Annotated in this window: 19 protein-coding genes; 10 read left to right on the forward strand and 9 right to left on the reverse strand. The window is 67.7% G+C overall.

Annotated elements, in window-relative coordinates; genetic code table 11:
• Positions 1–20 precede the first annotated feature (20 nt).
• Both AC3WQR_RS25185 and mdoH read left to right on the forward strand, forming a co-directional pair.
• Positions 21–221, forward strand: a complete 201-nt coding sequence (locus AC3WQR_RS25185; protein ID WP_082818265.1) for a hypothetical protein — start codon at positions 21–23, stop codon at positions 219–221.
• An 8-nt stretch (positions 222–229) separates the two neighbouring features.
• Positions 230–2,248, forward strand: coding sequence for a glucans biosynthesis glucosyltransferase MdoH (gene mdoH / locus AC3WQR_RS25190; protein WP_159273892.1), 2,019 nt, complete (start codon positions 230–232; stop codon positions 2,246–2,248).
• A 90-nt stretch (positions 2,249–2,338) separates the two neighbouring features.
• Here the strand turns inward: mdoH and AC3WQR_RS25195 are convergent, their stop codons facing one another.
• Entirely contained in the window at positions 2,339–2,674 is a 336-nt protein-coding gene (locus AC3WQR_RS25195; RefSeq protein WP_492744412.1) for an ankyrin repeat domain-containing protein, read from the reverse strand.
• 47 nt (positions 2,675–2,721) lie between these two features.
• Positions 2,722–4,116 carry a signal recognition particle protein gene (gene ffh / locus AC3WQR_RS25200; protein ID WP_095743629.1) on the reverse strand — a complete coding sequence of 465 codons (1,395 nt, stop codon included), beginning with the start codon at positions 4,114–4,116 and terminating at the stop codon, positions 2,722–2,724.
• Between the two features lie 160 nt (positions 4,117–4,276).
• On the opposite strand from ffh, the gene AC3WQR_RS25205 reads away from it, so the two are divergent.
• From AC3WQR_RS25205 to AC3WQR_RS25240, 8 genes are all read left to right on the forward strand, one after another.
• Complete coding sequence (locus AC3WQR_RS25205; protein WP_056575582.1) at positions 4,277–5,089, forward strand: cytochrome C assembly family protein; 813 nt, start codon at positions 4,277–4,279, stop codon at positions 5,087–5,089.
• Positions 5,086–5,343, forward strand: a complete 258-nt coding sequence (locus tag AC3WQR_RS25210; RefSeq protein ID WP_062480350.1) for a PP0621 family protein — start codon at positions 5,086–5,088, stop codon at positions 5,341–5,343. The genes AC3WQR_RS25205 and AC3WQR_RS25210 overlap by 4 nt, the downstream gene beginning before the upstream one ends.
• Positions 5,340–7,037 carry a two-component system sensor histidine kinase NtrB gene (locus tag AC3WQR_RS25215; RefSeq protein WP_492744414.1) on the forward strand — a complete coding sequence of 566 codons (1,698 nt, stop codon included), beginning with the start codon at positions 5,340–5,342 and terminating at the stop codon, positions 7,035–7,037. The genes AC3WQR_RS25210 and AC3WQR_RS25215 overlap by 4 nt, the downstream gene beginning before the upstream one ends.
• Before the next feature lie 5 nt (positions 7,038–7,042).
• The gene (locus AC3WQR_RS25220; RefSeq protein ID WP_492744417.1) at positions 7,043–8,593 is read left to right on the forward strand and encodes a sigma-54-dependent transcriptional regulator; all 1,551 of its coding nucleotides are present in this window, start codon (positions 7,043–7,045) and stop codon (positions 8,591–8,593) included.
• The gene (gene ampD / locus AC3WQR_RS25225) at positions 8,580–9,197 is read left to right on the forward strand and encodes a 1,6-anhydro-N-acetylmuramyl-L-alanine amidase AmpD (RefSeq protein WP_492744420.1); all 618 of its coding nucleotides are present in this window, start codon (positions 8,580–8,582) and stop codon (positions 9,195–9,197) included. The genes AC3WQR_RS25220 and ampD overlap by 14 nt, the downstream gene beginning before the upstream one ends.
• Positions 9,198–9,546: 349 nt before the next feature.
• Positions 9,547–12,459, forward strand: a complete 2,913-nt coding sequence (locus AC3WQR_RS25230; RefSeq protein WP_062480342.1) for a ribonucleoside-diphosphate reductase subunit alpha — start codon at positions 9,547–9,549, stop codon at positions 12,457–12,459.
• A 212-nt stretch (positions 12,460–12,671) separates the two neighbouring features.
• Positions 12,672–13,862 carry a ribonucleotide-diphosphate reductase subunit beta gene (locus AC3WQR_RS25235; RefSeq protein ID WP_062480340.1) on the forward strand — a complete coding sequence of 397 codons (1,191 nt, stop codon included), beginning with the start codon at positions 12,672–12,674 and terminating at the stop codon, positions 13,860–13,862.
• A gap of 199 nt (positions 13,863–14,061) precedes the next feature.
• The gene (locus tag AC3WQR_RS25240; protein ID WP_056575601.1) at positions 14,062–14,622 is read left to right on the forward strand and encodes a histone H1-like DNA-binding protein; all 561 of its coding nucleotides are present in this window, start codon (positions 14,062–14,064) and stop codon (positions 14,620–14,622) included.
• 117 nt (positions 14,623–14,739) lie between these two features.
• Here the strand turns inward: AC3WQR_RS25240 and AC3WQR_RS25245 are convergent, their stop codons facing one another.
• The 7 genes from AC3WQR_RS25245 to AC3WQR_RS25275 all read right to left on the reverse strand — a co-directional run bounded on the left by AC3WQR_RS25245 (position 14,740) and on the right by AC3WQR_RS25275 (position 21,249).
• A complete protein-coding gene (locus AC3WQR_RS25245; RefSeq protein WP_095743623.1) occupies positions 14,740–15,642 on the reverse strand; it encodes a carbohydrate kinase family protein in 903 nt (300 codons plus the stop codon).
• Positions 15,643–15,700: 58 nt separating this feature from the next.
• Entirely contained in the window at positions 15,701–17,089 is a 1,389-nt protein-coding gene (locus tag AC3WQR_RS25250; protein ID WP_492744423.1) for a zinc-ribbon and DUF3426 domain-containing protein, read from the reverse strand.
• A gap of 82 nt (positions 17,090–17,171) precedes the next feature.
• Positions 17,172–18,062 (reverse strand): 50S ribosomal protein L11 methyltransferase, encoded by an 891-nt coding sequence (gene prmA / locus AC3WQR_RS25255; RefSeq protein WP_062480334.1) that lies wholly within the window; start codon positions 18,060–18,062, stop codon positions 17,172–17,174.
• Between the two features lie 115 nt (positions 18,063–18,177).
• The gene (accC, locus tag AC3WQR_RS25260) at positions 18,178–19,527 is read right to left on the reverse strand and encodes an acetyl-CoA carboxylase biotin carboxylase subunit (protein WP_062480332.1); all 1,350 of its coding nucleotides are present in this window, start codon (positions 19,525–19,527) and stop codon (positions 18,178–18,180) included.
• A gap of 2 nt (positions 19,528–19,529) precedes the next feature.
• Entirely contained in the window at positions 19,530–19,991 is a 462-nt protein-coding gene (gene accB / locus AC3WQR_RS25265; RefSeq protein WP_070060113.1) for an acetyl-CoA carboxylase biotin carboxyl carrier protein, read from the reverse strand.
• A gap of 101 nt (positions 19,992–20,092) precedes the next feature.
• The gene (locus AC3WQR_RS25270) at positions 20,093–20,653 is read right to left on the reverse strand and encodes a TlpA family protein disulfide reductase (RefSeq protein ID WP_492744428.1); all 561 of its coding nucleotides are present in this window, start codon (positions 20,651–20,653) and stop codon (positions 20,093–20,095) included.
• Positions 20,653–21,249, reverse strand: coding sequence for a hypothetical protein (locus tag AC3WQR_RS25275; protein WP_062481235.1), 597 nt, complete (start codon positions 21,247–21,249; stop codon positions 20,653–20,655). The genes AC3WQR_RS25270 and AC3WQR_RS25275 overlap by 1 nt, the downstream gene beginning before the upstream one ends.
• Between the last annotated feature and the right edge of the window lie 73 nt (positions 21,250–21,322).

Consider the following 21,322-nt stretch of genomic DNA (forward strand, 5'->3'; position numbering starts at 1 on the left):
GGGTTTGCCCCTGTACTGGCATGACAGCACTTACCAGCCCATCTTTCGCACTGCGTCCGCAGCGCGACGGCCTGCGTCAAAAGCAGTTTTCCTCCTCGCGGCCCCGTGCCGCGGGCCATTCGCTGACCGCGCTCTCCGGCGTCGGCGGCGCCGCCACGGACTGCGTCTTCAAGCGCCTTCCGGCCATTGGCGACACCCCCCTCGACAAGCAACGTTGGTGAATGAACCGATGAAGCCGAACGACTTCTCCCACCTCAACGTCCTCGCCGAATCCGATTTCGCACGCCGCAGCGCGCTGCGCGAGGAACGCCACCCCAACGCCGTCACCGCACCGCCGTTGAACCGCGGTTCCATGGCACCGCGCCCCTGGCGTGGTTTCTGGAACAGCCTCGGCACCGCGCTGCTCGTGCGCCTGGGCGCCGGCCGCAACGCCGACAGCGCCCCCGCCGCCAAGCAGGCCGCCCCGGCCCCGCAGGCCTGGGAACGCGCCGCCGGCCAGCGCCGCCTCGCCTTCATGCTGCTCACGCTGCTGAGCACCGTGATCGCGTCGTCGCTGTTCGCCAGCGTGCAACCCGACTACGACAACGTCTGGCTCGAATACGGCCAGATCGGCCTGTACGGCCTGCTCTCGGGCTGGGTCGTGACCGGTTTCGTGACCGCGCTCATGGGCTTCTATGTGTCCGTGCGCGGTGACAAGCACGCCCTCTCGGCGAAACAGGTGGCCCACCACCCGATGAACCCCGAGGCACGCACCGCGATCATCATGCCGATCTGCAACGAGGACGTGGCCACCGTGTTCGCCGGCCTGCGCGCCACCTGCGAATCGGTCGCCTCCACGGGCCACGCGAAGCAGTTCGACGTGTTCGTGCTGTCCGACAGCTACAACCCCGAGACCGCCGCCGCCGAGCGCGCCGCCTGGGAAGACCTGCGCGCCGCACTGGCCGAGAGCCCGAACCAGCCGCAGGTCGAGGTGTACTACCGCCTGCGCACCCGCCGCACGCACCGCAAGGCCGGCAACGTGGCCGACTTCTGCCGCCGCTGGGGCAAGGACTACCGCTACATGGTCGTGCTCGACGCCGACTCCGTGATGAGCGGCGACTGCCTGGCCTCGATGGTCAAGCTGATGGAAGCCAACCCCACCGCCGGCATCATCCAGACCGCGACGCAGGCCATCGGCCACGTCACGCTGCACGCCCGCGCCCAGCAGTTCGCTTCGCGCGTGACGGGTCGCCTGTTCACGCTGGGCATGCAGTTCTGGCAGCTCGGCGAGTCGCACTACTGGGGTCACAACGCGATCATCCGCGTCGAAGCCTTCATGAAGCACTGCGCGCTGGCCCCGATCAAGGGCACCGGCGGCATGTCGGGCGGCATCATGTCGCACGACTTCGTCGAAGCCGCGCTGATGCGCCGCGCCGGCTACCACGTGTGGCTGGTGTCCGACCTGGTCGGCAGCTACGAACAGCAACCGCCGGACCTGCTGGCCGAGCTGCAACGCGACCGCCGCTGGTGCCAGGGCAACCTGCAGAACGCCCGCCTGATGGCCGAGCCCGGCATCCACCCGGTGCACCGCGCGATGTTCGTGACCGGCACCATGGCGTATGTCTCGGCCCCGCTGTGGCTCGCCTTCCTGACGCTGGGCACCGCCCTGTGGCTGAGCGGCTCGAGCCTCGTGTCGAGCTGGAACGTGCTGCCCGCCGAACTGGCCGGCCTGTGGGTCTGGACCCTGTGCCTGCTGTTCCTGCCGCGCGTGCTGGGCATCGCCGCCGTGCTGATGCGCGGCGAGCAACGCCAGTACGGCGGTGTGTGGGGCCTGGTGAAGAGCTCGGTGCTCGAAGCCGGCCTGGCCATCGTGCAAGCCCCGGTGCGCATGCTGGCCCACTCGCTGTTCGTGCTCGTCGCCCTCACCGGCATCAAGCTCGACTGGAAGTCGCCCCCGCGTGAAGCCAACGCCGTGCCGTGGAAGGTCGCTGCCTCGCAGCTGGCCCCCATGACGCTGGTGATCGCCATGCTGGCCGTCGGTGTCGCCATGATCGACCCGAGCGCGCTGATCTGGCTCATGCCTGTCGGCCTGCCGCTGCTGCTGGCGATTCCGCTGACCGTGCTGACCAGCCAGATCGCGCTGGGCACCACGCTGCGCGACCGCGGCTTCCTGCTGATTCCCGAGGAATCGCGTTCGCCCGCCGTGCTGCGCCGCGCCTGGATGCATGCGCTGCGCCTGGCGCGCCCGGCGGCGCTGGCCACGGCCTGATGCGATCTCAGCCCTGCGGCTGATCGCTCCAAAGAAAAAGCCCGCTTCGGCGGGCTTTTTGCTGGGCGGTGCGCGATGCGCATCGATCTGTCAGAAGGGCAGCCAGCGGCGCCAGAACGGCGGACGGGGTGCGTGGGCGCCGCGCGCCACCAACGCCGCGACGAGCGCCTCGCGGCCGTGCTTGCGGGCGGCCTGCAGCGGCGTGAGCCCGTCGAATTCAGACAGCAGGTTCGGATCGGCGCCGTGGTCCAGCAGGTAGCTGGCGATCTCGCCGTGCCCCTGGACCAGGCTGGCCACCAGCGGCGTGCACAGGATCTCGGGGTGCTGGTAGTTCGGATTCACGCCGGCGCCGATGTGATAGCGCACCAGGTCGAGGTCGCCGGTCAGCGCGCCCTGGTAGAGCTCTTTCCAGTCGCCTGCGGACATCGCGGGGCTGCGCGCCTCTCTATATATGTATGCGTCGAGCGGCCGGGTCAGAACGGCAGCTTGCCGCCGCCTCCGCCCATGCCGGGCATCCCGCCCATGCCCTTCATGCCGCCCATCTTTTTCATCATCTTCATGAGGCCGCCGCCCTTCATCTTCTTCATCATGCCCTGCATCTGCTCGAACTCGTTGAGCAGGCGGTTCACTTCCTGAACCTGCACGCCGGCGCCGGCCGCGATGCGGCGCTTGCGCGTGGCCTTGAGCAGCTCGGGCTTGCGGCGCTCCAGCGGGGTCATGCTCTGGATGATCCCTTCCTTGCGGCGGATGTCGCGCTCGGCGCGGGTCATGTCGGCCTCGGTGGCCTTGGCGGCCATCTGCTGCGGCAGCTTGTCCATCAGGCTGGAGAGGCCGCCCATCTGCTTCATCTGCTGCAGCTGGCCGAGGAAGTCGTTCAGGTCGAAGCCCGCGCCGCTCTTGACCTTGGCGGCCAGCTTCTGCGCCGCCGCCACGTCGACGCCGGCCGTGACCTGCTCGACCAGCGCGACGATGTCGCCCATGCCCAGGATGCGGCCCGCGTGGCGCTCGGCATCGAACACCTCGAGGCCGTCGATCTTCTCGCTCACGCCGGCGAACTTGATCGGCACGCCCGTGACCTGGCGCACCGACAGCGCCGCACCGCCGCGCGAATCGCCGTCGGTCTTGGTCAGGATGATGCCGGTGAGGGGCAGCGCTTCCTTGAAAGCCTTGGCGGTGTTGATCGCGTCCTGGCCCTGCATGGCATCGACCACGAACAGGGTTTCGACCGGATCGAGCTCGGCGTGCAGCTGCTTGATCTCGGTCATCAGCACTTCGTCGATCGCGAGGCGGCCGGCCGTGTCGACCAGCAGCACGTCGAAGTAGTGGCGCCTGGCGTGGTCGAGCGCGGCGCGCGCGATGTCCAGTGGCTTCTGATCGGGCGTGCTCGGGAACCACTCGGCACCGGCCTGCTTGGTGACGGTCTTGAGCTGCTCGATGGCGGCCGGGCGGTACACGTCGCCCGACACCGTGAGCACCTTCTTCTTGCGCTTCTCGATCAGGTGCTTGGCCAGCTTGGCGGTGGTGGTGGTCTTGCCGGCGCCCTGCAGGCCGGCCATGAGGATCACCGCCGGCGGCTGGGCCGCGAGGTTGATGTCGGACACGCCCTCGCCCATGGTGGCGGCGAGTTCGCGGTTGACGATGCCCACCAGCGCCTGGCCCGGCTTGAGCGAGCCCAGCACCTCCTGGCCGAGCGCCTTCTCCTTCACGCGGGCGACGAAGTCGCGCACCACGGGCAGCGCCACGTCGGCCTCCAGCAGCGCCATGCGCACCTCGCGCAGCATGTCCTGCACGTTGCTTTCGGTGATGCGCGCCTGGCCGCTCATCGTCTTGACGAGGCGGGAGAACTTTTCGGTGAGGGCGGTGGCCATGAAGGAAATACCTTGTTGTCCGCGGCAGCGGACCGATGGAAAGTCGTGAAAACCTGGAAGCGGTACGTGGGCCCGCTCTCTCGCGGGGGGCGCCCCCGGCGGGGTGGGCGAAGCGACGCGACGTGCGCGAAGCCGGGGGGCGAGCCTATACACTCCACCGATGATTTTAGCGATCCCCTCCCCACTCGGCGTGGCGCTGGGCATCGCCACCGCGGCAGCCTACGGTTTTGCCGCTGCCGCCGGTGCGCGGCTCAGCCGCCAGACCACCCAATGGGCGCTCGGCATCGCATGGCTGCTGCACGCTGCGGTGCTCGGCCACGGGCTGATCGGCGGCGACCCTCGCTTCGGTTTTGCGCCGGCGCTGTCGGTCACGGCGTGGCTGGTGCTCACGGTCTACGCGGTCGAAAGCCGCCTGTACCCGCAACTGAAGGCACGCCGTGCGCTGGCCTGGCTGGGCGCGGCCGCCGTGCTGCTGGCGCTGCTGTTCCCGGGCACGCCGCTGCATGTCAGCGCCTCGCCCTGGCTGCCGCTGCACCTCGCACTGGGCATCGCCTCGTACGGCCTGTTCGGCGCCGCCGTGGTGCACGCCTGGCTGATCACGCGGGCCGAAAAGCAGATCCGCCTCGCCAGCGCCGATGCGCAGGCCGGCGTGCCGCTGCTCACATTGGAACGGCTCACCTTCCGCTTCGTCACGGCGGGCTTCGTGCTGCTGTCGGCCACGCTGCTGGCCGGCCTGCTGTTCAGCGAGCAGCTCTACGGCGCCGCCGGCCGTGCCTGGAAATGGGACCACAAGACCATCTTCTCGGTGCTCGCCTGGCTCAGCTTCGCGGTCCTGCTGACCGGCCGCGCGCGCTTCGGCTGGCGCGGGCGCACCGCGCGGCGCGTGCTGTATGCGGGCGCGGCACTGCTGCTGCTGGCGTACGTGGGCTCGCGCTTCGTGCTCGAAGTGGTGCTGACGCGCCTGCCCGCATGAAGTACCTGCTCGTCCTCGCGGTGGTGTGGGTCGCGATCTGGCTCTGGCGCAAGAACCGGCGCGAAGAGATGCGCGACGCGCAGCAGGAACGCGCCAAAAAAGCGCAACAGCGCACGCCGGCCGTCGGCCCGCCGCAGGCGATGGTGCGCTGCGCCCACTGCGGGCTGCACCTGCCTGCGGCCGACGCACTCCCCGGGCCGGACGGCGCGGTGTTCTGCAGCGCCGCCCATCGCCAGGCCGGCACCTCCGCATGAGTTCGTTGCGCCGGTCGCGCGGCGAGCCGGCCACCGACTGGGACGTGCTCGACCTGGGCGCCGGCGACAGCACGGCGCTGCTGCGGTTGTGGCGCGGCTTCATGGCGGCGCGCTGCTTCGTGGCGGTGGTGCTGGTGCTGCTGCAGGGCGTAGCCTTCGCCATCGGACAGGCCGTGCAGCCGCTGCCGATCGTGCTGTCGGGCGGCTACCTCGTGCTGGCCTGGCTGGAGATGCGCTACGCGCACTTCGAGCCGCCGATCCGCGGCTTCTCCACCCTCTGGCTGCTGACCATCGGGGTCGACCTGGGCATCTTCAGCGCCTTGCAGGTGCTGCAGGGCGGCAGCGTCAACTACACGCCGCTGTTCGCGTTGCCCGTGCTGATGAGCGCGGTGCTCGGCACGCTGCTCGTGGGCCTGGGCACCACGGCCACCGTGACGCTGCTGCTGCTGGCCGACGCCGGCTGGCACTGGCTGCAGCAACCCGGCGATCCTTCGGCGCGCTTCGTGCAGGCCGCCCTCACCGGCACTGGCCTGTTCGTGGTGGCGCTGCTCGCGCACGAACTCGCGCGCCGGCTGGCACGCGAGGAGGCGGTGGCACAACGCAGCCGCAGCCATGCGCAGATGCAGGCGCAGGTCAACGACCTGGTGATCGAAACCCTGAGCGAAGGCGTGCTGGTGATCGACACCGACGGCCTGGTGCACGCGGCCAACCCGGCGGCGGACGCAATCCTCGGCCAGGGCCTGGCGCAGCTGCCGCTGCCGTTCCCGCTGCACACCCAGCCGGCCTGGCATGCCCTGGCCGCGCTGGCGCGCCAGACCTTCGCGCGCCGCGCGCCGCAGACCGAAGAGATCCCGGTGGCGCAGGCCCGCGGCGCGGCGCGCGAGGTGCGCGTGCGGACCCGGCTCACGCCCACCGACGACCGCCGCGCCGACAGCCTGTGCGTGATGTTCCTGCAGGACCTGCGCGAGCTCGAGGCCCGCATCCGCACCGAAAAGCTCGCCGCGATGGGCCGCATGTCGGCCGCGGTGGCGCATGAAATCCGCAACCCGCTGGCCGCCATCGCGCAGGCCAGCGCGCTGCTCAGCGAAGACCTGACCGACCCCGCGCACCGCAAGCTGACCGACATGGTGCAGCACAACGCGCAGCGCCTGGCGCGCATCGTGGACGACGTGCTCGACGTCTCGCGCGCGCGCCAGCAGCGCGTGCTGTCACTGGGCGAACAGCTGGTGCTCGACCCGGCCGCGCAGATCCTGGCCGAGGAATGGATACGCCAGACCCAACGCAAGGGCGTGCGCGTGGCGCTCGACGCGCCGGGCAGCGAGGTGCGCTTCGAGGCCGAGCACCTGCGCCGCCTGCTGGTGAACCTGCTGGACAACGCGGCGCGCTACGCCAGCCAGCGCGAGGGCGCGATCCAGGTCATCACCACCTTGCAGCGGGCCGGCGTGCAGCGCGCCGCGTTGCTGGTGTGGAGCGACGGTGCGCCGCTGGAACCGGCGGTTCAGCGCCACCTGTTCGAACCCTTCTTCTCGTCCGAGAGCCGCTCCAGCGGCCTGGGCCTGTTCCTGTGCCGCGAGCTGTGCCGGCGCCACGGCGCCACCATCGGCTACGAACGGCGCGCGCTGGTGCCGGGCGGGCCCGAGGGCAACGAATTCTTCGTCAGCTTCGCACCGAGCGAAAACCGGCTGACACAATAGCGGCCGTGAGCTCCCTCCCGTCTTCCGCCGCCGCCGCGCGCCCCGCGCAGATCCTCGTCATCGACGACGAACCCGACCTGCGCACGCTCTACGAACTCACGCTGCTGCGTGAAGGCTACCGGGTGGAAGCGGCGGGCAGCGTGTCCGAAGCCTGGCAGCACCTCGAAGCCGGCCGCTTCGACGCCGTGATCACCGACATGCGGCTGCCCGACGGCGAAGGCATGGAGATCATCCACCGCATCCAGAAAGACCAGCGCAGCGAGCGCTGCGTGGTCATGACCGCCTACGGCTCGGCCGAGAACGCGGTCGAGGCGCTGAAGGCCGGCGCCTTCGACTACCTCACGAAGCCGGTCGACCTGAAGCAGTTCCGCGCCGTGGTGGCGTCGGCCGTGCAGGCCAACCGCGCCGCGGTGGTCGTGCCGCAGAAGCCGGCGCCGCAGGCCGCGGGTCACGGCGGCGAACGCCCCGATGTGCTGTCGGTGACGCGCAGCGGCGCCACCGCGCTCGACCGGCTGGTCGGCGACTCCGACCCGATGCGCCTGGTCAAGTCGCGCATCGCCAAGGTGGCGCGCGGCATGGCGCCGGTGCTGGTGCGCGGCGAATCGGGCACCGGCAAGGAGCTGGTCGCGCGCGCCGTGCACGGCTGCAGCCAGCGCAGCGAAGGCCCCTTCGTCGCGGTGAACTGCGGCGCGATCCCCGAGAACCTGCTCGAGGCCGAGTTCTTCGGCGCCAAGAAGGGCTCGTACACCGGCTCCTCGCAAGACCGCGACGGCTACTTCCAGGCGGCGCGCGACGGCACGCTGTTCCTCGACGAAATCGGCGACCTGCCGCTGGCCATGCAGTCGAAGCTGCTGCGCGCCATTCAAGAGCGCAGCGTGCGCGCCATCGGCTCGACGCAGGAAGACGCGGTCGACGTGCGCATCGTGAGCGCCACCCACAAGGACCTGCACGCCGAGGTGCTGGCCGGCCGCTTCCGGCAGGACCTGTTCTACCGCCTCAACGTGATCGAGATCGCCGTGCCCGCGCTGCGCGAGCGCCGCGAAGACCTGCCCGCGCTGTGCACCGCGCTGCTCGCGCGCATCGCCCAGGACGGCGGCCTGCCCGTGCCGCGCCTGTCCGACGCGCTGCTGCAGCGCCTGGCCCAGCACCCGCTCGACGGCAACGTGCGCGAGCTCGAGAACCTGCTGCACCGCGCGGTGGCGCTGAACGACGGCGACGAGCTGCACATCGACCTGATGGGCGCGATGACGCCGATGCCGGCCGCGCCGCGCGGCGAATCCGCTGAAGCGCCAGCCGCCGTTGCGGTGGCTGCGGCCCCCGCGCCGGCGGCCGAACCCAAGCCCGCGCCGCCGCCGCTGCCTTCCGATCTGCAAGCCTGGCTCGACCAGCAGGAGCGCGAGATCCTCGTGCGCGCGCTGCACGAGAGCGGCTTCAACCGCACGGCCGCCGCCGCGCGGCTGGGCATGAGCCTGCGCCAGATCCGCTACCGCATCGCGCGCCTGGGCATCTCCACGCCCAACGGCGACGACGGCACCACCGCGCATGCCGACGACTGACGACCCCGTCACCCCACCGGCCGGCGACGACGGACTCTGGCGCGCCGGCTGGTACCGCTTCGCCAAGGCCCTGCCCTCGCCCAACTTCGGCCCGCGCCCCGTCGGCGCGCAGACCGACCTGATCGTGCTGCATTCCATCAGCCTGCCGCCGGGCGAATACGGCGGCGACGCGGTGCAGCAGCTCTTCACCAACCGGCTCGACTGGGACGCGCACCCGTACTTCCAGTCGATCCGCGGGCTTGAGGTGTCGTCGCATTTCTATGTGCGCCGCAACGGCGAGCTCTGGCAGTTCGTGAGCTGCGAGGACCGCGCCTGGCACGCCGGCGTGTCGTCGTGGCGCGGGCGCAGCAACTGCAACGACGACTCGGTCGGCATCGAGCTCGAAGGCCTCGAGGGCGAACGCTTCGAGGAGGCGCAGTACGAGACGCTGGCCAGCCTCTGCGCCGCGCTCGCGCAGCACTACGCCATCGCCCACATCGCCGGCCACGAGCACATCGCACCCGGTCGCAAGCAGGACCCCGGCACCGGTTTCGACTGGCGCCTGCTGCGCGAACAGCTCGGCTGGAATCCACAGATGTTTCCCGAGCAGGTGGTCGCGCGCTAATTTTTTCAATCGCTCCGTGGCCCGCGATGCGCCGCTCTCGCAGCGCAGCAATCTCGCAAGCGCAGGCACGCGACGTAGCAACCATGCGGCCTGCAGGCCCAAATCGCCTTGCAAGCCGCGCCCCGTGCGGGTTGCGCCACCATGGGCCAGTATTCACGCGGCATCGCTGGCGATGCGCTGGATGCGGCGCAATTCCTGTAAGGGTTGCGTCCATAGGAAAACACTACCTGTAGTGGCTTGTAGGGCACAGACACCCTAGATATAGTGTCTTCCCGTTCGGCAACAACGCCGACGCAAGGCCCGCGAGGCCTTGCCAACCAACAAGAATTGCACAACCGAGAGGAAGCGAATGCAAACTGCACTGAACACCCCGTCGACCCCCCGCGCCGTCCCCGCGACGCCGCAGCAGCAACAAGACACTGCGGGCTCGCCCACCGGTCAGAACCTCGCGCACTACCAGATCATCCGCCGCAACGGCGCCGTCGTTCCCTTCGAACCGAACAAGATCGCCATCGCCATGATGAAGGCCTTCCTGGCGGTGCACGGCACCCAAGGCGCGGCTTCCGCCAGCGTGCGCGAGACCGTCGACACGCTGACGCAAGGCGTGATCCGCGCCATGGTCCGCTCGCGTCCGGGCGGCGGCACCTTCCACATCGAAGACGTGCAGGACCAGGTCGAGCTCGGCCTGATGCGCGGCGGCCACCATGAAATCGCGCGCGCCTACGTGCTGTACCGCGAACGCCGCACCCAGGAACGTTCGAAGCAAGGCGAGCAGGACGTGCCCGCCGCACCGGCGCTGCACGTGCTCGACAACGGCGAGCGCGTGGCGCTGGACCTGAACGAGCTCAAGGGCCTGATCGAATCGGCCTGCCAGGGCCTGGGCGACAGCATCACCGCCGCCCCCATCGTCGCCGAGACGATGCGCAACCTGTACGACGGCGTGCCGCTGGACGAGGTCTACAAGGCCTCCATCCTGGCCGCCCGCACGCTGATCGAGAAGGACCCCGACTACACCTTCGCCACCGCGCGCCTGCTGCTGCACACGATCTTCAAGGAAATCATCGGCCGCGAAGTGATGCCGGTCGAGCGCGCCACCGCCTACGCCGACTACTTCCCGCAGTTCATCAAGAAGGGCGTCGAGAACGAGCTGCTCGACGAGAAGCTGCTGCAGTACGACCTGCCCCGCCTGGGCGCCGCCCTGAAGGCCGAGCGCGACAACCAGTTCGACTACCTGGGCCTGCAGACCCTGTACGACCGCTACTTCCTGCACGTGCGCAAGACCCGCATCGAGCTGCCGCAGGCGTTCTTCATGCGCGTGGCCATGGGCCTGTCGCTGAACGAAATCGACCGCGAAGCCCGCGCCATCGAGTTCTACGAAGTGCTGTCTTCGTTCGACTTCATGTCGAGCACGCCCACCCTGTTCAACGCCGGCACGCTGCGCTCGCAACTCTCGAGCTGCTACCTGACCACCGTGCCCGACGACCTGGACGGCATCTACGAGTCGATCAAGGAAAACGCGCTGCTGTCGAAGTTCGCCGGCGGCCTGGGCAACGACTGGACCCGCGTGCGCGCACTGGGCAGCCACATCAAGGGCACCAACGGCGAATCGCAAGGCGTGGTGCCGTTCCTGAAGGTGGTGAACGACACGGCCGTGGCCGTGAACCAGGGCGGCAAGCGCAAGGGCGCCGTCTGCACGTACCTGGAAACCTGGCACCTCGACATCGAGGAGTTCCTGGAGCTGCGCAAGAACACCGGCGACGACCGCCGCCGCACGCACGACATGAACACCGCCAACTGGATCCCCGACCTGTTCATGCGCCGCGTGATGGAAAAGGGCACCTGGACGCTGTTCTCGCCCTCCAACGTGCCTGACCTGCACGACCTGTTCGGCGCCGACTTCGAGAAGGCCTACGTCGCCTACGAAGAAAAGGCCGCCCGCGGCGAGATCAAGCCCGCGCGCACCCTCCAGGCCTCGGACCTGTGGCGCAAGATGCTCACGATGCTGTTCGAGACCGGCCACCCCTGGATCACGTTCAAGGACGCCTGCAACGTGCGCTCGCCGCAGCAGCACGCCGGCGTGGTGCACTCGTCGAACCTGTGCACCGAGATCACGCTGAACACCAGCGACACCGAAACCGCCGTGTGCAACCTGGGTTCCGTGAACCTGCTGCAGCACCTGAAGGACGGCAAGGTCGACCAGGAAAAGCTCAAGCGCACCATCTCGACCGCGATGCGCATGCTCGACAACGTGATCGACATCAACTACTACGCCGTGAAGAAGGCGCGCGACTCGAACCTGCGCCACCGTCCGGTCGGCCTGGGCCTGATGGGCTTCCAGGACGCGCTGTACGAACTGCGCATTCCCTACGCCTCGCAAGAAGCCGTGCAGTTCGCCGACGAGTCGATGGAAGCCATCTGCTACCACGCCTACTGGGCCTCGACCGAGCTGGCCAAGGAACGCGGCAAGTACTCCAGCTACAAGGGCTCGCTGTGGGACAAGGGCATCCTGCCGATCGACTCGCTCGACCTGCTCGAGAAGGCCCGCGGCGGCTACGTCGAAGTGGACCGCTCGGCCACCCTCGACTGGGATTCGCTGCGCGCCAAGATCAAGGCCGACGGCATGCGCAATTCGAACTGCGTGGCCATCGCCCCCACGGCGACCATCTCGAACATCATCGGCGTGGACGCCTCGATCGAACCCTGCTTCGGCAACCTGTCGGTCAAGTCGAACCTGTCGGGCGAATTCACCGTCATCAACCACTACCTGGTGCGCGACCTGAAGCGCCTGGGCCTGTGGGACGACGTGATGGTCATGGACCTGAAGCACTTCGACGGTTCGCTGCGTCCCATCGACCGCGTGCCGCAGGACGTGAAGGCGCTGTACGCCACCGCGTTCGAAGTCGAAACCACGTGGCTGGTGGAAGCCGCCGCGCGTCGCCAGAAGTGGATCGACCAGGCGCAGTCGCTGAACATCTACATGGCCGGCGCCTCGGGCAAGAAGCTCGACGACACCTACAAGCTCGCCTGGCTGCGCGGCCTGAAGACCACGTACTACCTGCGCACGCAGAGCGCGACGCACGCTGAAAAGTCGACGGTGCAATCGGGCCGTCTCAACGCGGTGTCGTCGGGCAACGACGCACCCTCGGGCATGAGCGCACTCGAAGCCGCCGCTGCTGCAGCGAAGGCACAGATGAGCGCGATGCCCGCCACCGACATCGCGTTCTGCGGTGTCGACGATCCGACCTGCGAAGCCTGCCAGTGATGTGCAAGTGAAGCGTCAACACACAAGACGCTTCGATCGATCAGCGAGGTGCTCGCACAAGTGAAAAGCGCGCGACGTTCAATCAATCAAGGCATTGACTGACGTCGCGCGATGCATGCGAGCAACATAACAACCCCATAAATGGCGCACGATGTGAACGAGCACTTTGCAACTCACATCGTTGCTCCGATAATTGCGCATTGGATTTTTCTATGTTGACCTGGGACGAAGAAGTCAAGCCCTCCTTACCAAAGGATATGCAACAAGGATTGCAGCAGCACCACGCATCGACCGGCGGTCTTTCCGCTGGCCGCGCGGTCGCCGCTCCGACTTCGTCGCTTGCACAACCCGCCACTGCCACCGCACCGGTGGCCGCCGCTGCAGGCCAGCGCGTCAAGGCTTCCGACAAGCGGATCATCAACGGCCAGACCGACGTCAACCAGTTGGTGCCGTTCAAGTACAAGTGGGCCTGGGAAAAGTACCTCGCCACCTGCGCCAACCACTGGATGCCGCAGGAAGTGAACATGACGCGCGACATCGCGCTGTGGAAAGACCCGAACGGCCTGACCGAAGACGAGCGCCGCATCGTCAAGCGCAACCTCGGCTTCTTCGTGACCGCCGACTCGCTGGCCGCCAACAACATCGTGCTGGGCACCTACCGCCACATCACGGCTCCCGAGTGCCGCCAGTTCCTGCTGCGCCAGGCCTTCGAGGAAGCGATCCACACGCACGCGTACCAGTACATCGTCGAGTCGCTCGGCCTGGACGAGAGCGAGATCTTCAACGCCTACAACGAAGTGCCGTCGATCCGCGAGAAGGACCAGTTCCTGATCCCGTTCATCGACGCCATCAGCGACCCGAACTTCAAGACCGGCACGCACGAGACCGACCAGACGCTGCTCAAGTCGCTCATCGTGTTCGCCTGCCTGATGGAAGGTCTCTTCTTCTACGTCGGCTTCACGCAGATCCTCGCGCTGGGCCGCCAGAACAAGATGACCGGCGCTGCCGAGCAGTACCAGTACATCCTGCGCGACGAGTCGATGCACTGCAATTTCGGCATCGACCTGATCAACCAGCTCAAGCTCGAGAATCCTGGCCTGTGGACCGCAGAGTTCAAGGCCGAGATCAAGGACCTCTTCATGAAGGCCGTCGAGCTCGAATACAAATACGCCGAAGACACCATGCCGCGTGGCGTGCTCGGCATGAACGCCTCCATGTTCAAGGGCTACCTGCGCTACATCGCCAACCGGCGCGCGCAGCAGATCGGCCTCGAAACGCTCTTCCCGAACGAGGAAAACCCGTTCCCCTGGATGAGCGAAATGATTGACCTGAAGAAAGAGCGCAACTTTTTCGAAACCCGCGTGATCGAGTACCAGTCGGGTGGTGCGCTCTCCTGGGATTGAATTTTTCGATACACAACAATTCATGAATTCAAGAATTGCCCTTGCCACCGACTGCGCCAAAGAGCGCGGCATGGACGAGGGCTCAGGTGTTCATGGTGCTGGGGCTCAGATTCCAACGCCATGAATCGCTTCACGCTCCCAACGCGCGTGGAGTGCTTCAATAGGTTGATTTTTTCAACTTGATCAAGGAGAAATAGAAATGGCAACTGCAAAGAAAGCGCCGGCCAAGAAGGCCGCTGCAAAGAAGGCTCCGGCTAAGAAGGCTGTCGCCGCGAAGAAGGCTCCGGCCAAGAAGGTCGCGGCCAAGAAGGCTCCGGCTAAGAAGGCTGTCGCCAAGAAGGTCGTAGCGAAGAAGGCTCCGGCAAAGAAGGTCGCGGCCAAGAAGGTTGCAGCCAAGAAGGTCGTAGCGAAGAAGGCTGCACCGGCGAAGAAGGCCGCTGCCAAGAAGGCTCCGGCAAAGAAGGCCGCCGCCAAGAAGGCGCCTGCCAAGAAGGCCGTAGCGAAGAAGGCGCCTGCCAAGAAGGCTGCTGCCAAGAAGGCCCCTGCGAAGAAGGCTGCCGCCAAGAAGGCCCCTGCCAAGAAGGCCGCGGCCAAGAAAGCCGCGAAAAAGCCCGCTGCCAAGCCTGCCGCTGCTGCCAAGAAGCCTGCTGCCAAGAAGGCCGCCGCGCCTGCGAAGGCTGCCGTAGCGCCTGCCCCTGCGGCGCAAACGACGCTGAATCCCCAGGCAGCCTGGCCGTTTCCGACGGCCAGCAAGCCCTGAGTGAATTCTCAGCGGCCTTGAAAGGCACGAAGCCCGGCACCGCAAGGTGCCGGGCTTTTTTCATGGGCGCCCGCTGTCGCCGAATCGCCGAAGCGATGTGGGCGGGTCGTCAGCGAATCACAGGTCGAGCGTCGCGCGATCGATCTGGTAGTTCTGCGGTCCGCGCTGCGCGATCTTGAGCGCACCGATGCGGTTGCCAAGCGCGGCGCAGCGCGCCAGCGGCCATTCCTTTTCCAGGCCGTACAGCAGGCCACCGCGCCATGCATCGCCGCAGCCCGTGGGCTCGACCACGGCCGTGGGCGTCACGCCGGGCACGTGCTCGCGCTCGCCACCGGTCCACACCTCGCAGCCCTCGGCCGCCAGCGTGACCACGAGGCCGCGCACGCGCTGCGAGATCTCGGCCAGGCTCCAGCCGGTGCGCTGCGACAGCATCTTGCCTTCGTAGTCGTTGACGACGACCCAGCTCGCGAGCTCGATGAAGTGGCGCAGCGCGTCGCCGTCGAACATCGGCAGGCCCTGGCCCGGATCGAACACGAAGGGAATGCCGGCGGCGGCGAACTGCTCGGCGTGCTGCAGCATCGCCTCGCGGCCGTCGGGCGCGATGATGCCGAGCTTGATGTCCTCGCGCGGCACCACCTTCGTGATGTGCGCCTGCTGCATCGCGCCGGGATGGAACGCCGTGATCTGGTTGTTGTCCGTGTCGTTCATGATCATCGCCTGCGCGGTGAAGGTGTCGTCGAGCTGACGCACGAACTCCGTGCTGATGCCCAGCGTGCGCATGCGCTCGGCGTAGTCGGCGCCATCGCTGCCCAGCGTGGCCATCGGCAGCGCCGTGCCGCCCAGGGCGTTGAGGCTGTAGGCGATGTTGCCGGCGCAGCCGCCGAAGTCACGGCGCAGGCCCGGCACCAGGAACGACACATTCAGGATGTGCAGCTGGTCCGGCAGGATCTGGTCGGCGAACCGGCCTTCGAAAGTCATGATGGTGTCGAACGCGAGGGAACCGCAAATCACTGCTGCCATGGGTGGACCGTAGGTTGGATGAGAAAGGAAACGAACGGCGCGCGTGTCGGCGCTCCGCTCAGGGATAGAAAGCTTCGACGCGGTAGCCCGCGATCGGCGGCAGTGCCGCCGCTTCGCTGGCCGACAGGGTCAGTGGCAGCGAGGCCGCGCGGTCGGCACGCGCCGCCAGCACGCCCGGCGCGCCGTAGTCGGTGGGCGTCAGCACGCGCCGCACGACAGCTTGTTCCTGCGTGTCGAGCAGCGACAGCTCGATGGCCGGCATCGCGAGCGGCACGGTCGCCGCATTGCGCAAGGTGAAGCTCAGACGGTAGTCGTTGCCGCCGCTCTTCTCGCGCGCGAAGGCCGCGCCCTCGATCACGATGTCGCCGATCTGGCGCAGCGCCGCGAGCTCGCAACCGGTGTACTGACACAGCGCCGACAGCGCGGGCCGCAGGTTCGGCTGGCGCGCCACGATGCCGTCGCGCTCGTGGCGAACGATCTGCACGATGAGGGCCAACGCCGCGAGCACGGCCAGCAGCACGAGCAGACGACGCACGCCCTTGCGCTGCCAGAAGCCGACAGCCTTTTCGGTCGGCTCGTCTTCTTCGGCGAAGGGATGCTCTTCAGGCGCCTCGAAGGTCGCGGAGAGCGAGAAGTCCGGCTCGCCTTCGGCCCGCACGCCGGGACCCGGCAGCGGTGCGGCAGCCTCTTCGTGTTGCGCATCGCGGGCCTTGGCGTTCGCGATCTTGGCCGACTTGGCGCGCGCACGGCGCAGCGCCTTCTGGATCAGGAGCTGGTCGTGGTCCTTCTCTTCCTGCTCGCGCTCCGCGGCCGCGCCGTCGTCGTTCTCGCCGGTCGCTGCAACCAGCCCGCGCAGCGCCGAGCTGCGCGGCAGGTCGGGCAAGGGCGGCGCAGGCGGCGGTGATGCGAGCGGCGGTGCGCCGAGGTTCAGGTCGATGTTCGGAAACGGCGGCAGCGAACTCGCGGGCGGACGCCATGCGGGTTCGGTGGCGTCGAGGTCGGACCAGGGCTCGTCCGCGGCGAGGCCGTGTGCGGGCAGCGTCAGCTCGAAAGGCAGCGGGGACGCAGCCGGCGCGACGTTGGTGGCAGCGGTCGACAGTCCGGCTTCGTCTTGCGGGGCAGGCGGTGGTGCCTGCGGCTCGGACTCGTCGTCGAGAAAGTCGGCCTCCTCGACCGCCGGCCGTGCGGCCGCCAGGTCGAGGCGTGCGTCGTCGAAAGACGCCACCAGTGCGGCCATCGAAGACATCGGCGAAGCTGCCGACGTGGGTGCGGGCGCCGGCGCGGCGGGTGCGGACACCGCACCGTCGGGCGCCTCCTGCAGGTCGAGCGTGGCATCGAACACATGGCTGCAGCGGCCGCAGCGCACCCAGCCGTCCGAGATGCGAAGCTGGTCGCGCACCACCTTGAAGGTGGTGGTGCAGGCGGGGCAACGCGTGACGAGGCTCATGACCGGGCGATTGTAGGGTTGGGCCCCCGCCGTGCAGGCAGGCGCCCGGGGCGCCCGCGGTGCGAGCGCCCGGCCGCGCGCTTCAGCAGCGCGCGGTCATGAGGATCCAGCCGTCCTCGGTGTCGCTGACTTCGAGCGCGGCGTACGGCGCGTAGGCCGCCTTGAGCTCGTCGGCCTGGCGCTCGAGGATGCCGGCCAGCACCAGCGAACCGCCAGCGGCCACATGGCTGCGCAGCAGCGGCGCCAGCACCTTGAGCGGCGTCGCGAGGATGTTGGCGAGCACCGTCTGGTACTCGCCCTTCGCTGCTTCGGGCAGGCCGGCGTTCAGCTGCACGCCGTTGGCCTCGGCGTTGAGCCGGGTCGAGGAGACCGCGGCTTCGTCGATGTCGACGGCGTCGATGTTGCGCGCACCGAACTTGGCCGCGCCGATGGCCAGGATGCCGGAACCGCAGCCGTAATCGAGCACGCGCTGGTCGGCAAAAGCGCCCTCGCCTTGCGTCGCGATCCAGCGCAGGCACATGCGCGTGGTCGGGTGCGTGCCCGTGCCGAAGGCCAGGCCCGGGTCGAGCCGGATCACCTGCTTGGCCTGCGCGGGCGGCTCGTGCCAGGTGGGCACGATCCAGAATTCGGGCGTGATCTCGACCGGCGCGAACTGCGATTGCGTGAGCCGCACCCAGTCCTGGTCCGGCACCGGCGCCACGCCGAGCACCGCGCAGCCTTCGAAGAAGTCCTGCAGCGCGAGCACCGAGGCCGCCTCGTGGGCGGCCGCTTCGTCGGGGAACAGCGCGATCACGCGCGAACGCTGCCAGCCCTCCTTGGGCGGCGGCATGCCGGGCTCGCCGAACAGGGCCTGCTCGGCATCGGTCTGCGCATCGGCGTCTTCGACCGACACGCTCAACGCATCGAGTGCGTCGAGCGCATCGCCGAGCATTTCGACCCGGTCTTCCGGCGCCATGAGGCGGAGTTCAAACATTACAAAGGTCCCTCTTCATCAGGAACACCGAGGAACCGGCTTTGCCGGGCCTCTGGTGTTGCCCCCTGCAAGGGGGTTGGCGTCGCGACACGAAGTGCGCACAGCCTGGGGGTGTTCAACGCTTATGCGCCGCGAGCCACTCTTCCAGGTAGTGGATGTTCGTGCCGCCGCTCATGAACTTGGCGTCGACCATCAGCTCGCGGTGCAGCGGCATGTTGGTCTGGATGCCTTCGATCACCGTCTCGTTCAGGGCCGTGCGCATGCGCGCCATGGCCTGTTCGCGGGTGTCGCCGTACACGATGATCTTGCCGATCATCGAGTCGTAGTTCGGGGGCACGAAGTAGTTGGTGTACACGTGCGAGTCGACGCGAACGCCCGGGCCGCCCGGCGGGTGCCACATGGTGATGCGGCCCGGCGACGGCGTGAACTTCCACGGGTCTTCGGCGTTGATGCGCACCTCGATGGCGTGGCCGCGCATCTCGATCTGGCGCTGCGTGAACGGCAGCTTCTCGCCGGCGGCGACCATGATCTGCGTCTTCACGATGTCGATGCCGGTGGTGAACTCCGTGACCGGATGCTCCACCTGCACGCGCGTGTTCATCTCGATGAAGTAGAACTCGCCGTTCTCGTACAGGAACTCGAAGGTGCCGGCGCCGCGGTAGCCGATCTTCTTGCAGGCGGTGGCGCAGCGTTCGCCGATCTTCTCGATCAGCTTGCGCGGAATGCCGGGGGCCGGCGATTCCTCGATCACCTTCTGGTGACGCCGCTGCATGGAGCAGTCGCGCTCGCCCAGGTAGACGGCGTTCTTGTGCTTGTCCGCGAGGATCTGGATTTCGATGTGGCGCGGGTTCTGGAGAAACTTCTCCATGTACACGGCCGGATTGTTGAAGGCCGCGGCGGCTTCCGCCTTGGTCATCTGGATCGCGTTGACCAGCGCCGCCTCGGTGTGCACCACGCGCATGCCGCGGCCACCGCCGCCGCCTGCCGCCTTGATGATGACCGGGTAGCCGATCGCGCGGGCGATGCGCTTGTTGGTGGCGGCGTCGTCGGACAGTTCGCCTTCCGAGCCGGGCACGCAGGGCACGCCGGCCTTGATCATGGCCTGCTTGGCCGAGACCTTGTCACCCATCGTGCGGATGTTGTCGGGCGTCGGGCCGATGAACTGGAAGCCGCTTTGCTCCACGCGTTCGGCGAAATTGGCGTTCTCGCTCAGGAAACCATAGCCGGGGTGGATGGCTTCGGCATCGGTCACCTCGGCGGCCGAGATGATGGCCGGCATGTTGAGGTAGCTCAGGCCCGAAGGCGCCGGGCCGATGCACACGGCTTCCTGCGCCAGCTTGACGTACTTGGCTTCGCGATCGGCTTCGGAATAGACCATCACGGCCTTGATGCCCATTTCGCTGCAAGCGCGCTGGATCCGAAGGGCGATCTCCCCCCGGTTTGCAACCAGAATCTTCTTGAACATGCTTACTCGATGATGAACAGCGGCTGGCCGTATTCGACCGCCTGGCCGTTTTCGCCGAGGATCTGCGTGACCGTGCCGGCCTTGTCGGCCTCGATTTCGTTGAGGATCTTCATCGCCTCGATGATGCAGAGCGTGTCGCCCTCGTTCACCTTGCTGCCGACTTCGACGAAAGCCGCAGCGCCCGGGCTGGACGAACGGTAGAAGGTGCCGACCATCGGCGACTTCACGGCATGGCCGCTCGGTGCGGCTTCGACGGCGGGGGCCGCGGCAGCCGGAGCGGCGGCACCGGCCACGGCGGGCGCTGCCACGGCGGGCGCGGCGGCCAGGGTCTGCACGTACTGCACGGGGGCGGCACCGCCACCCTTGACGATGCGGACCTTGCCTTCGGTCTCGGTGATTTCCAGTTCGGAAATATTCGATTCGGACACCAGATCGATCAGTGTCTTGAGTTTGCGCAGATCCATGGGACTCCAGTGCCAGCTTTGCCGGTCTTTAGGAAAGAACTTGACCGAAAACCGTCGATTTTCGGCGTTTGGCGTCTAACGCCAGCTTGTGTATTTAAATTCTAACCGTGAACAAGTTGGCGTCGCCAAGCGTCCAGGTCGGTCGTTTCAAGCTTGCCCATTTTACGAGCCAGCACCGAACCGTCGGCATGGAGCACCAAGGTGAACGGCAGGCCGCCCCCGGTGTTGCCTAGATTCTTCACCAGTTCCATGCCTTGCAAACCGGCCAATGCGGTCGGGTAGGTGACCGGCGTGCGCTGCATGAACTTGCGCACCGCACTGGGCTGGTCGATGGCCAATCCCACCACTTGCCAGCCGTTGACGCTATGTTCGCGGAAAAAGGCGTCGATCATCGGCATTTCTTCGACGCAGGGCGGGCACCAGGTGGCCCAGAAGTTGAGCAGCACGGGCTTGCCGCGCAGACTCGACAGGGCCAGCTCGCCGCCCTCGGGGCGCTCGAAGCGCTGGTCCCAGAACATGGCGGCATCGAGCTTTTCGCCGCCGGTGGCCGCGACGCCGCTGTCATTGCGCTCCCGCCACCAGGCGCCGGCAATGCCGGCCGCGGCAGCGACTGCCGCCACGCCGGCATACAGCATGCCGCGTCGTGTGGGCGTTGAAGTCATTACTGGTCCTTTTCTTGTTCAATGCGTCGGCGCAGCGCGTTCAGGTCGCCGCGCGGCGCGCGCCCCTGGGCGTCGGGCTTGAGGGCGCCGCGCAGGTCGTCGAGGTCGTACACCAGCAGGTGGACCCCGATTTCCTCGCCCAGCGCCCGGCTCGGCGCGTGGACGCTGAGGGCTTCGACCTGCTCGCCATGGAAGCCGGTCACCATGCGCGGCTCGTAGTCCACGTGGTGATCGATCAGGGCGATTTCGGCCGACTTGGAATCATCGCAGAACAATTGAATATAAATGTCTGACAAACGTGTGGCCGTGCCGTGCCAGACGGCGCCGCCCACATGCGGCCGGAACACGGCCATGCGCTCCATCCACTCGAGCGCGAGCAGGCGCAGCGCGTGCAGTTCCTGGGGCTGGGTGTCGGCGCAGAAGACCGCGATGTAGTCGCGCACCTCGGCCTCGACCTCGTCGTTGTTGGGCAGCGCGGTGCGCGTCGGGAGGCCGAGTTCGCGCAGCGCCCGACGCTTGGCCGGGCCGTACTCAAGCCCCTCCTCGACGACGAGTCGGGCGGCAACGGCGGCGATTTCACGCTTGGACGTGTCCATCGGGGCATTTTGCCCGCTGCGGACGTCCCTCACATGAACATCAGTACGGCGCCCGGGGCGAAGCCGCCGGGGC

The sequence above is a fragment of the Variovorax sp. FW305-3-2-15-B-LB1 genome (assembly GCF_058787635.1).

Bases quoted from the DNA above. Each gene is read 5' to 3' on its own strand.
- AC3WQR_RS25235 (WP_062480340.1), top strand. From the start codon at position 12,672: ATGTTGACCTGGGACGAAGAAGTCAAGCCCTCCTTACCAAAGGATATG.
- AC3WQR_RS25205 (WP_056575582.1), top strand. From the start codon at position 4,277: ATGATTTTAGCGATCCCCTCCCCACTCGGCGTGGCGCTGGGCATCGCC.
- accC (WP_062480332.1), bottom strand. From the start codon at position 19,527: ATGTTCAAGAAGATTCTGGTTGCAAACCGGGGGGAGATCGCCCTTCGG.
- prmA (WP_062480334.1), bottom strand. From the start codon at position 18,062: ATGTTTGAACTCCGCCTCATGGCGCCGGAAGACCGGGTCGAAATGCTC.
- AC3WQR_RS25195 (WP_492744412.1), bottom strand. From the start codon at position 2,674: ATGTCCGCAGGCGACTGGAAAGAGCTCTACCAGGGCGCGCTGACCGGC.
- AC3WQR_RS25245 (WP_095743623.1), bottom strand. From the start codon at position 15,642: ATGGCAGCAGTGATTTGCGGTTCCCTCGCGTTCGACACCATCATGACT.
- mdoH (WP_159273892.1), top strand. From the start codon at position 230: ATGAAGCCGAACGACTTCTCCCACCTCAACGTCCTCGCCGAATCCGAT.
- AC3WQR_RS25250 (WP_492744423.1), bottom strand. From the start codon at position 17,089: ATGAGCCTCGTCACGCGTTGCCCCGCCTGCACCACCACCTTCAAGGTG.
- AC3WQR_RS25230 (WP_062480342.1), top strand. From the start codon at position 9,547: ATGCAAACTGCACTGAACACCCCGTCGACCCCCCGCGCCGTCCCCGCG.
- accB (WP_070060113.1), bottom strand. From the start codon at position 19,991: ATGGATCTGCGCAAACTCAAGACACTGATCGATCTGGTGTCCGAATCG.
- AC3WQR_RS25210 (WP_062480350.1), top strand. From the start codon at position 5,086: ATGAAGTACCTGCTCGTCCTCGCGGTGGTGTGGGTCGCGATCTGGCTC.
- AC3WQR_RS25240 (WP_056575601.1), top strand. From the start codon at position 14,062: ATGGCAACTGCAAAGAAAGCGCCGGCCAAGAAGGCCGCTGCAAAGAAG.
- AC3WQR_RS25270 (WP_492744428.1), bottom strand. From the start codon at position 20,653: ATGACTTCAACGCCCACACGACGCGGCATGCTGTATGCCGGCGTGGCG.
- ffh (WP_095743629.1), bottom strand. From the start codon at position 4,116: ATGGCCACCGCCCTCACCGAAAAGTTCTCCCGCCTCGTCAAGACGATG.
- AC3WQR_RS25275 (WP_062481235.1), bottom strand. From the start codon at position 21,249: ATGGACACGTCCAAGCGTGAAATCGCCGCCGTTGCCGCCCGACTCGTC.
- ampD (WP_492744420.1), top strand. From the start codon at position 8,580: ATGCCGACGACTGACGACCCCGTCACCCCACCGGCCGGCGACGACGGA.
- AC3WQR_RS25185 (WP_082818265.1), top strand. From the start codon at position 21: ATGACAGCACTTACCAGCCCATCTTTCGCACTGCGTCCGCAGCGCGAC.
- AC3WQR_RS25215 (WP_492744414.1), top strand. From the start codon at position 5,340: ATGAGTTCGTTGCGCCGGTCGCGCGGCGAGCCGGCCACCGACTGGGAC.